The organism is Lentilactobacillus parafarraginis DSM 18390 = JCM 14109 (assembly GCF_001435895.1).
GTDB classification, from domain to species: domain Bacteria; phylum Bacillota; class Bacilli; order Lactobacillales; family Lactobacillaceae; genus Lentilactobacillus; species Lentilactobacillus parafarraginis.
In genome coordinates, this window is record NZ_AZFZ01000071.1 from 1 (window position 1) to 10,091 (window position 10,091).

At 41.1% G+C, this 10,091-nt stretch carries 12 protein-coding genes and 1 pseudogene; all 13 read left to right on the forward strand.

Annotated features, from left to right (window positions below; all coding sequences use genetic code 11):
• Positions 1-145 precede the first annotated feature (145 nt).
• Positions 146-697: a phage scaffolding protein gene (locus FD47_RS12390; RefSeq protein ID WP_054736190.1), complete on the forward strand. Its 552-nt coding sequence runs from the start codon at positions 146-148 to the stop codon at positions 695-697.
• An 18-nt stretch (positions 698-715) separates the two neighbouring features.
• Positions 716-1,630: a hypothetical protein gene (locus tag FD47_RS12395; protein ID WP_054736188.1), complete on the forward strand. Its 915-nt coding sequence runs from the start codon at positions 716-718 to the stop codon at positions 1,628-1,630.
• Positions 1,631-1,713: 83 nt separating this feature from the next.
• Positions 1,714-2,469 (forward strand): Ig-like domain-containing protein, encoded by a 756-nt coding sequence (locus FD47_RS12400; protein ID WP_054736186.1) that lies wholly within the window; start codon positions 1,714-1,716, stop codon positions 2,467-2,469.
• A 13-nt stretch (positions 2,470-2,482) separates the two neighbouring features.
• Entirely contained in the window at positions 2,483-2,866 is a 384-nt protein-coding gene (locus tag FD47_RS15375; RefSeq protein WP_056980751.1) for a head-tail connector protein, read from the forward strand.
• Positions 2,866-3,249 carry a hypothetical protein gene (locus FD47_RS12410; protein WP_225352979.1) on the forward strand — a complete coding sequence of 128 codons (384 nt, stop codon included), beginning with the start codon at positions 2,866-2,868 and terminating at the stop codon, positions 3,247-3,249. The genes FD47_RS15375 and FD47_RS12410 overlap by 1 nt, the downstream gene beginning before the upstream one ends.
• Complete coding sequence (locus FD47_RS12415) at positions 3,249-3,656, forward strand: HK97 gp10 family phage protein (protein ID WP_054736182.1); 408 nt, start codon at positions 3,249-3,251, stop codon at positions 3,654-3,656. The genes FD47_RS12410 and FD47_RS12415 overlap by 1 nt, the downstream gene beginning before the upstream one ends.
• Entirely contained in the window at positions 3,656-4,063 is a 408-nt protein-coding gene (locus tag FD47_RS12420; RefSeq protein WP_054736180.1) for a phage tail terminator family protein, read from the forward strand. The genes FD47_RS12415 and FD47_RS12420 overlap by 1 nt, the downstream gene beginning before the upstream one ends.
• A 2-nt stretch (positions 4,064-4,065) precedes the next feature.
• Entirely contained in the window at positions 4,066-4,209 is a 144-nt protein-coding gene (locus tag FD47_RS15380; protein ID WP_156319480.1) for a hypothetical protein, read from the forward strand.
• Positions 4,210-5,652 carry a phage tail sheath C-terminal domain-containing protein gene (locus tag FD47_RS12425; RefSeq protein ID WP_054736178.1) on the forward strand — a complete coding sequence of 481 codons (1,443 nt, stop codon included), beginning with the start codon at positions 4,210-4,212 and terminating at the stop codon, positions 5,650-5,652.
• 14 nt (positions 5,653-5,666) lie between these two features.
• Positions 5,667-6,146 (forward strand): phage tail tube protein, encoded by a 480-nt coding sequence (locus FD47_RS12430; protein ID WP_054736177.1) that lies wholly within the window; start codon positions 5,667-5,669, stop codon positions 6,144-6,146.
• A 19-nt stretch (positions 6,147-6,165) separates the two neighbouring features.
• A complete protein-coding gene (locus FD47_RS12435) occupies positions 6,166-6,582 on the forward strand; it encodes a phage tail assembly chaperone (RefSeq protein ID WP_054736175.1) in 417 nt (138 codons plus the stop codon).
• Between the two features lie 222 nt (positions 6,583-6,804).
• Complete coding sequence (locus tag FD47_RS12440; RefSeq protein ID WP_054736173.1) at positions 6,805-9,852, forward strand: tape measure protein; 3,048 nt, start codon at positions 6,805-6,807, stop codon at positions 9,850-9,852.
• Positions 9,845-10,091: pseudogene (locus FD47_RS12445) on the forward strand (hypothetical protein); the annotation flags it as partial. The gene FD47_RS12440 and the pseudogene FD47_RS12445, both read left to right, overlap by 8 nt.

The window sequence follows — 10,091 nt, forward strand, 5'->3', positions numbered from 1 at the left end:
CAGTCTGTCTTCATACTTTCAAGTTTCAGCTGATATTAAATAATGTTCAATCTTGCTCCTAAGTATGAGCGTAATAAACTGCTTATTTTTTATACCTTGAACGTGGCCGCCCCACGTAAATCTAGCGAGAAAGGATGTATGTACTATGAAACGAGAAGAACTAAAGAACTTAAATGTACCAGAAGAAGCAATTGACAAGATTATGTCAATGAATGGTACTGACATCGAGAAAACCAAGTCGGGTTTTGGTGATGTGGATGCAATTAAGCAGGAAAACGATACGCTGAAGACTCAGTTGACCGAACGGGATAAGGACTTAAAGGGGTTACAGAAGCAGGTTAAGGACAATGAAGATCTATCCAAGCAGTTTACAGACCTTCAGGATAAGTACAAGACCGATACCGAAACTCTCAATCAACAGTTATCTCAAACTAAGCTGAATAGTGCCCTGAGTAATGCTTTAACTGCTGCTAAGGTGCGCAATCCGAAAGCTGCCGAGGCTTTACTAGATATGGACAAGATTAAGTTAACTGATGATGGCAAACTGGATGGCTTGGACGATCAGCTAGCTTCCATTAAAGAATCTGACGGTTATCTTTTTGATAAAGGCACGCAAGGCCATTATGATCCTAAAGGTAGCAATGGTTCTGCTGATACAGACGAAGTTCAAACACTTGTAGACGCATTTAAACAATAAGAAAGAAGGAAATAATTTATGGCAACAATTAACTATGCTGAAGCTTATCAACAAGCGATTCAGCAAGCATTCTATGATGGTCATCTGTTCTCACAAGACTTATGGAACTCACCATCTAACAACGTGATTAAATTTGATGGTGCTAAGCATATCAAAGTACCTCGTTTAACTATTGATGAAGGACGTAAGGATCGTGCCCGTCGAACAATTACTCAACCAGCTGCTAACTATAGTAACGATTGGGATTCTTACGAGTTGACTAATGAACGTTATTGGAGCACCTTAGTCGATCCATCTGATGTGGATGAATCCAATATGGTTATCAGTATTGCTAACATTACTAAGCAATTTAACTTAGACGAAAAGATGCCTGAAATGGATCGTCAGATGTTTAGCAAGCTATATTCTGAAAAAGTTGCAGCTAATGATGGTGGTATTACAACTGATACCCTCGATGAGAAGAACATTCTGACAGCCTTTGACCAAATGATGGTTGATTTTGATGAAGCTCGAATCCCTGGTACCAATCGTATTTTGTACGTAACTCCAGCTATTAATGCTATCTTGAAACGAGCAGAATCAATTAATCGTTCATTAGTATTGAAAGATGCCAACAAGGTTCAACGGACAGTTTACAGCTTGGATGATGTCACTATTAACGTTGTCCCATCTGATTTGATGCAAACTGCTTTTGACTTCTCGGTAGGTTCAAAGACCGTTGACACTGCTCAACAAATCCAAATGTTCTTAATTTACAACGGTGTCCAAATTGCGCCACAGAAGTATTCGTTTGTCGGTTTTGATGCCCCATCCGCTGCTAATAGTGGTAACTATTTGTACTACGAACAATCATACGATGACGTTTTGTTGCTTAAGACCAAAACTAAAGGCATCCAATTTGTTGTAGCACCCGCACCAACCCCAAAACCGTAAGCCCCGCCGATACCAAAGCGGTGGCTGACAAAGGTGGGGCTACCTTTAGTGGGAACTAAACTTAAAGAAAGAAGGCTATTAAATTGGCAAATCGAACAAAACAACAATTAAAGGTTTATCAAGGTGATAAATTGATTGCGACTGGTGATGCTGGTAAAACATCTGTGCACGCGGATTTACCAGAAGGGGATTATCCAGCAGGCACTTTTAAAGAAAGTTTTTATGATACTGGAGACAAAACTGAATCGGATAAAGTAGATGTTCCAGGTGTTTTATCATTACATCCTCCGGGAGTACCACAAGTTAGTTTAAAAGCGGGTGACGGTAAAGTTACGGTAACCTACGCGGCTATTGATGGTGCAACTGGGTACGAGATATGGGCAAAAAAGGCCTCGGAAAATTGGCCGGCATCTCCGGTTCAAACAGTTGACAATAAAACATTAAGTGTTGATGTACCTGATTTAGTTAATGGTACAGAGTATACTTTGGCAGTTGTGGCGGTTAATGCTTATGGTAAGTCAGATATCGGGGCAACGGGTGCAAGTAATCATGCAACACCAACAGCACCGACAGTAAACGTAACGGGTGTGACGCTTACAACAGATACTCCTTTAGATCTTAAAGTTGGTGACACTCACCAAATCCTAGCCAACGTTGAACCCGATAATGCAACTGATAAGGTACTAACTTATGACTCAGCTGATAAAACCTTAGCTACGGTTGATGATAAGGGATTAGTAACAGCTGTTAAAGTCGGCGAAGTTGATATTACGATCGCTTCTCATGCCGATTCAACTAAGAAAGCTACTTTACATCTGGTAATTGCTGCTGCGAGTTAAGGACGTGATTTAAATGGAGCAACACCCACGATTGGATGAGTTGCTAACCAAAGTTAAATTGTTAATGCCAAACAGTCAAAATAATGCGGGGTACGATGCTATTGTTGAATTTACCTTGGAGAAAGTTATTAACGATGTGGCAAATTACACGCATTTGGCAATTCCAGAACTACCTGAAGCGTTAGATCATACGATTATCGCCTTATGTGTTCAATTAATTACCACCCATAACTTTCTGGGTGGTGGAGTCACGACATCAGTTAATTCAATTAATGAAGGTGATACGACGGTATCATTTAAATCACCAGCTGACGTTTATGCTACGCTTCAAGGGGTGAATTCATTAACCGATAACTATTTGGCTCAGCTTAATAACTTTCGGGTGGTGAAGTGGTGATGACTTTACAGGATGCTTTTAAGCAAATGGGTGAAGTTTTACCAACGCTCTGGTTTGATCGAGTGAAAATTACCGGTGTTAAAGAGGTCAAGCATGGATCCATCACTGATACCGAACCCGTAACGATTGTGGATAATGAACCAGCCAAAATTTCACGGAAGTCACTTAAACCGTCTGATCAGAAAGATTTTGGTACGGATGAGTACGATGTGGTGATGTATATTCGGACGGGGATTGATATTCCGGCTGGCTGTAAAGTATACGCCACAGACGTTAATGGTAGGACAATTGAATACAAGCAATCTGGTAAAGCCTATACCGGCTACATTTCACATCAGGAGGTTGCTTTGATTCGTAACGAAAAAGCAAAGGAGGAATCCTAATGGCAAGTTTCATGCGTATTGATGACGCTCAGTTTCAAACCTTTGTAAAACGGGTTGGTAATAAAGTAGAAGCCAAGGAAATTGTGCATGATGTCGGTAATGGAATGCGTAAGCTAGCGGCTGAATCAACCCGTAAAGTGAAAGCTAGGACTCCAGTCGACACCGGTAACTTGCGAGGTGGTTGGTCAACCTCCGGAATGAACTATGGTGGTGCCGGCTTTTCCTTTACATTAGAGAACAATGTTGAGTATGCGCCATTCGTTGAAAATGGTCATCGTACTCGTGGTGGTAAAGGCTGGGTCAATGGCCAATTCTTTTTAAAGAAGACCGTTGTGGAAATTCAAGGTGAGTTCCCAGAAATCTGGCAGCCAATCTTTGACAAAGCATTAAGGGGGTTATTCGGTTGATGGATATTGTAAATCGAATTGCTGATCAACTGAATAGCTTATTTCCGAATATGCCAATTTATCGGGAACAGCAATCAGGCGGATTTAAAGAACCGTCTTTTTTTATACACAGAATTACATCCACGGTTAAACCGGAACTGTTTCAACGGCAGAACCGCAGTTATCACTATCAATTAGTTTATTTTCCTCAAACTGATCATCCAGAAGCTGATATGGAACAGATGGAAGAAAACTTGTTGGATCGTTTCCTATCGTTAGACGAGTTTGCCACTATTCGAATCCGAGAGTTCGAAGAGGTGGATGGAGCACTAACAATGACATTTATGGTTAATCTTCGAGCTTATCCCGAAGACTTAGATACTAAAATGGAGAATTACGATCCAACAATTACGCACAAGGAGGCGTGAATTTGTATAGTAAGCAAGCATTAATCACCTCAACCGGATTCACTCCGATTGAACGTGACATTTTGACAATTGTTTTAAATGATGATCGGCAATATTCGCTGATCCAAGCTAAAAATTTAGTTCGAAAATTTAAGGAGGCTTTTTAAATGGCAGGTGGAACATGGACTACACAAAACAAACGGCGTCCTGGAGCATATATCAATGTGGTTGGTATTAAGCCGGCGACTAGCGATAGTACTTTAGGAACTACATTATTAGTTGGATCTAAAGATTTGAATTGGGGCCAACCAGGTGTGACACCATTAACGATTGATTCGGATTTCCGTCAAGCACTGGGGATTAATTCATTAGATGATTATCCTGTTTTACGTGAGACTTTCAAAGGTGCTACCAAGGTTCTTTATCTGAATAATAACGGTGGCAAGAAAGCTTCCGTGAGCGATGATCTCATCCCATGGACATTTACTGCTAAATATCCAGGGGCATTCGGTAACAGCTTATCGGTGGTTGTTGAAAAAGATCCCAATGACACTTCCGACGATCCGTTGTTTACAGTAACAACCTTAGCAGGAACAACGGTGGTTGATACAACTTCAATTCGTCAGTCGTTAGCTGCTAACTTACCAGCTAACGCTTATGTTGAGGCAGCTTACACTTATCAGGCTGGTCAAACATCAGTGACTAATCCCAAGGCAACGGTAACTCAAGGCGGAGCGGACTTTACTGGTGAATCTGTTGACGAAGATAACCCATTAACTAAGTTTACTGGTTCCCATACATTTACGTTGCAAGGTGGCACTACTGAAACAGTTGATGTAACAACACTTTTAGATGACGCGTTGGAAAATGAAGCATATGCAGTTGTTACAACGGCAGGTTTTGAAGTTACCAGCACAATTCATGCACTTGTTGCTCAAACCGTAAAACGCATTCGTGAAAAAGAAGGCTATAAAGTTCGAGCTGTGATTCCATTTGCTACCGGTCAAACTAGTCCTGATTACGAAGCGGTAACTTTAGTTCCCCAAGGAGTAATCTTGAGTGATGGATCAGAATTAGATGCTACTACCGCAGCCGGATATGTCGCTGGAGCCGAATCGGCGGCACAGCCTAACGAATCATTGACCTATAGTGACTATCCTGATGCTGTGGATGTATTGCCACGTTATAACAACGAAACTACTATTAAAGCTCTTAATGCTGGTCAACTAGTATTTACTCGTAAGCGTGATGGTTCAGTTGTCTTTGAACAAGATATTAACAGTCTAGTTACAATTCCTGACGGGAAGACCCAGGACTTCTCGAAAAATCGAGTTGTTCGTGCTTTAGATGAGATTGCTATGAATACTCATGATGTCTTTGAACAACAGTTTATTGGCAAAGTAACTAATAATGATACCGGTCGTGACCTATTCAAAGCTAACCGTATTAGTTATCTGAATAGTTTGGTGGGTAATGGCACAATCAATAGCTTCGATAATGACGATATTACCGTTGCTCAAGGTGACGACAAAGATTCAGTGTTGGTTAACATTGCCGTTACTTCGGTTGATTCAATGGAAAAACTGTACATGACAATTAAGGTTTACTAAGGAGGTAATCGATAATGGCAACAACATTAGGTGAAGTATTAAATGGCCGTGATACAATTTCCACCAAAGACGCGACTGTCTATTTAACTATTAATGGGCAAAACATTCCGTTAATTGAATGTAATGAACTGACCGTCAAGCTGGAAAAGAACAAAGAAGATGTTCAAGTCTTAGGGAACCATTGGAAGAAGAAAAAGGTAACTTCTGTGGAAGGCACCGGTACCTTGGGTGGTTATCTGATTAATTCAATTTGGGCGAAATATGGGATTCCCTATACTGACGAGCAAGCTGACCTTTATATGGATCTGGTCTTCAATATTGAGGATAAAACCAGTGAGGCTGGTAAGCAAACCATTCATTTAGGACAAGTTAATTTGGATGATGTGCCGATCGTTGATTTCAAAGCAGATGATGATGTTATGCAATGGGAGTCTGACTTCACATTTGAAGAGATTGACTTGGTTCAAGAGTTTGATGGTAAATTTAAAGTTTAATTAGAGGAGTGTAACTAAAGTGACAGAAAACTTAAATGATTTTTTACTAGAAAATGTTGATAACGAACCAGAAACAGAAGAGATTGAATTCAAAGGGTTTAAATCACCCTTTGTTATTAAATCATTAACTGCAACTGAACTAAAAGAGATTCAGAAACGGCATACTCGAAAGGTTTTAAACAAACAAACACGAACAGTTACGGTTGATTCAGATGCTGATGCTATTAGTGATGATTTAATTGTTTCTTCAATTGTGGTACCGGATCTTAACAACGCTCAACTGCAAAAGAGTTGGGGCGTGGTTGCAAATCCCGGTAAACTGTTACGTAAGATGCTGCTAGCTGGACAATATGGTGAGTTGGCTGAGAAAGTACAAACCTTATCAGGTTTTGATGCTGAAGATTTAACAAGCTTGGTTGATGAAGCAAAAAAATAATTCAATCCGAAGAAGATTCGGATATTGGATACTATTTGTATGCAATGCACCATTACCATTGGTTACCAAAACAATGGACTGCTTTAAGTAATCGGGAACGCGCAGTTATAATTGCGGGTATCGATTTGAGAATTAAAGCAGAAGAACAACAAGCAAGAGAAGAAAAACGAAGGGCGCGAGCTAAAAAATAGCTGGCGTCCTTTTTAGTAGGGAGGTGTTTAGATGACAACAATCAGTGCAACCATCAAGATTATTGATGGATTTAGTTCTCCGTTAACTAATTTGGCCTCAAGGTTAACAACAGCTGGAAATGCCATGAACCGCTTGAAAGGTCGTACTGCTCAATCTGGTAACATATTTAAAAATGTGTTGGGTGCTAATTTAGTAGGAACCGGTATTACTAAAGGGCTAAGCTTGATTGGAACAGGCATGCACAGTATGCTAAGTGAATTGAATAGCAGTAGCGCCGCATGGCAAACTTTTAACGGTAATATGAGCATGTTAGGAAAATCCCAGAGTTCGATTACAGCTACTCGTGGAAGTTTGCAAAAATTTGCCCAACAAACCATTTATAGTGCTTCCGATATGGCTAGTGCCTACTCACAATTTGCAGCGGTTGGAACTAAAAATACACTGGGATTAGTTAAAGGAATGGGTGGCTTAGCTGCTGCCGCTTCTGATCCTCAACAAGCCATGAAGACCTTAATGCAACAATCAGTTCAAGCGGCGGCTAAGCCTAAAATTCAGTGGCAAGATTTCCGGTTAATGCTTGAACAAACACCAGCCGGAATGGCGGCCGTGGCAAAGACTATGCATGAAAGCACTGGTCAATTAGTTAAAGATGTTCAGGCTGGAAAAATTTCAACACAAAAGTTTTTCAATGCCATTGCTAAAACAGGAACTAATGCCAACTTTACTAAATTAGCCACGCAATATAAAACTGTGGGCCAAGCAGCAGATGGGTTACGAGAAACTCTAGCTAATAAACTGCAAAATGCTTTTGACAGTACCAGTAAGGTTGGAATAAGAGCCATTAGCTCTTTAACCGATAAAATTGGTAACATTAATTTTGATAAAATGATTCCAGGATTAGTTAGCTTCGCAAAAGGTGTAGTGAGTGCTTTAACAACTGCTGGTAACGCGGTCAAGGATTTCTTCAGTGGCTTCGCTAGCAGTGGAGCGATTGGAGCAATTAAGAATACGTTTAGTTCAATTGGAAATGCAATCGGAAATATAACTAGCAAATTAAACCATGCTTCTGGTGGTAATTTGGCACAAACGTTAGGCTCAATTAGTGGTGCTGGGATTGCCGTAGCAGCAAATGCGGCTACAATGTTATCTAATGCTTTGGGACGGCTGTCACCTGGCGAAATTTTAGCGATTGTTGGTGCTTTTGCCGGTTTCAAATTAATTGGTGGAATTATGATAGCAGCCGGAGCAGGCATAAATGCTTTTGCTAATGCAACCCAAGGGCTTAGTAAAGGATTATCATTTATCCAAAGTTTACCAGCAATGATAGCTGCTGCATTTTCACCAGTTGGAGCTATCATATTAGGAATCACAGCAATTATAGTTGCTGCAGTAGCAGCTTGGGCAACTGACTTCATGGGATTCCGTAGTGTAGTGTCTGGGATTGCTAGTGCTTTTGCACCGATCGTTAGTGCCGCACAACAAATGCTGGCTGCATTGGCTCCATTAGGTCCAGCTTTATCAGCGATCTTTCAAACCATTGGAATTGGTGTAATTGCTGGAGCTGCCTTAGGGTTTGCAGCTCTTGCCGATAGTTTGATAACAATTGGTTCTGCCGCTATGGTGGTTGTACACGCACTAGGAGCTGTAGTTAACACCTTAGGTGCCGTTGGTTATGCTATAACAGGTAATTTTAGTAAAGCGGCTAGTGCTATGAGTGCCGCTAAAGACGATGTTTCGGGAATTGGAAGTGCCTTATCGCATATCGGTTCGCATAATACAGTTGATGCGGTTATTTCTGCCTTAAGCAAGTTAGGAAGTACTGCTTCTGATACCAAAGCCAAGACCAGCAACATTAAAGTTAATGCGACTGGCAATGTATCGGAAGCTTTAACTTCATTAACACAATTGCAGACTCAAGCGGCTAAACCAATTAGAACTAAAATTGAAGCACCGACAGCTTTACCAACAAGTAATATATTTAGTCAACTTCAATCACAAGCTTCTAGTAATCCGATTCGTCCAAAAGTTGAAGCTCCTAAATTGCCAACTGGTAACGTTTTTAGTCAGTTACAATCACAGGCAGCAAGTAATCCGATTAAAGCTAAGGTTCAAGCAGATACGAGTACAACCGGGAATCCTTTAGCTAAATTGCAAGCGCAAGCAACCAACACACCAATTAAGGCAAAGGTGGCAACTCCGAAAGTTCCAACGCCAGTGATGCCTAAAGGTCAAACAATGCATGTTAATGTAGCTCGTCCTAAAGTGCCAACTCCAATTATGCCAAAAATGCCAACCATGCACGTAACGGTGGCTAGGCCGAAAGTGCCTACACCGACATTACCGCATTTGGGAACTATTCCGGCACCACATGTCAATCGTCCTTCACTGGCTGGAGTAATTGGTGCTGTGCGTTCAGGAATGACTGCTTCAGTTAGTGCCGCTCGATCTGGGGGCGCTCAAATAACCAGTGCGGTAAGAAGTGCAGTTAATAATGCTGCCGCTGCTGCCCGTGCTGGTGCTGGAGCAATGCGGTCAGCGGGTGCGGCGATTGGTGCTGGTTTGGCTGCTGGGATGAATTCACAAGTTGGTGCTGTAGAGGCTGCCGCCAGTCGATTAGCAGCCGCGGCTGATAAAGCAGCTCGTGCTGCTGCTAAAGTACATTCGCCATCAAAAGTATTTGCAGAAATTGGTAGTTATATGGGTCAAGGTTTAGCAATTGGAATGAATCAAACCAATGCTTTAGTTGCCAGTTCGGGAACAAGTTTAGCAAATTCAGCAATTAATGCTGCTCATATGAAATCTGTCTTAGGCCAAGGGATGACGATTAATAGTACCCTGAGTGATCAAAGTACACCAACTACTTCTCCTGAACAGCTACAGACAATCCTGACATCTGGTCAATCCGTTAATCGTTCCTCACAGTCCAACAATTCTTCCACAATTACAATTGCCAAAGGAGCAATTCAAATTAATAGCCAGGGTAATTCTCAACAAGATTTGGAAAGTTTGGTTCAACAGTTTGAAAATTATTTAGTCAACCGTCAGCGGAACCGTTTGGGGGTGGAAGGTAATGAGTAAAATGTCTAAAAGTACTCATATGGGCTTCTATATTACCTATGGTAAGAATAAAACGTTTGAATTGCCGGTTAATCCGGCTGAAGTCAGCATTAAGTACGAAACAGACGACAAGCAAACCAATATCATTAGTTATGGTGAAATTAACCAGATTGGTGAATATAAATTGCGGAACTTTGATTTTGATTTTGTGCTACCACGGCATATGAAAGTGCTCCTACGTCAAGTTTTGGTACTAAAAA

Bases quoted from the DNA above. Each gene is read 5' to 3' on its own strand.
- FD47_RS12390 (WP_054736190.1), top strand. From the start codon at position 146: ATGAAACGAGAAGAACTAAAGAACTTAAATGTACCAGAAGAAGCAATT.
- FD47_RS12395 (WP_054736188.1), top strand. From the start codon at position 716: ATGGCAACAATTAACTATGCTGAAGCTTATCAACAAGCGATTCAGCAA.
- FD47_RS15375 (WP_056980751.1), top strand. From the start codon at position 2,483: ATGGAGCAACACCCACGATTGGATGAGTTGCTAACCAAAGTTAAATTG.
- FD47_RS12410 (WP_225352979.1), top strand. From the start codon at position 2,866: ATGACTTTACAGGATGCTTTTAAGCAAATGGGTGAAGTTTTACCAACG.
- FD47_RS12415 (WP_054736182.1), top strand. From the start codon at position 3,249: ATGGCAAGTTTCATGCGTATTGATGACGCTCAGTTTCAAACCTTTGTA.
- FD47_RS12420 (WP_054736180.1), top strand. From the start codon at position 3,656: ATGGATATTGTAAATCGAATTGCTGATCAACTGAATAGCTTATTTCCG.
- FD47_RS12425 (WP_054736178.1), top strand. From the start codon at position 4,210: ATGGCAGGTGGAACATGGACTACACAAAACAAACGGCGTCCTGGAGCA.
- FD47_RS12430 (WP_054736177.1), top strand. From the start codon at position 5,667: ATGGCAACAACATTAGGTGAAGTATTAAATGGCCGTGATACAATTTCC.
- FD47_RS12440 (WP_054736173.1), top strand. From the start codon at position 6,805: ATGACAACAATCAGTGCAACCATCAAGATTATTGATGGATTTAGTTCT.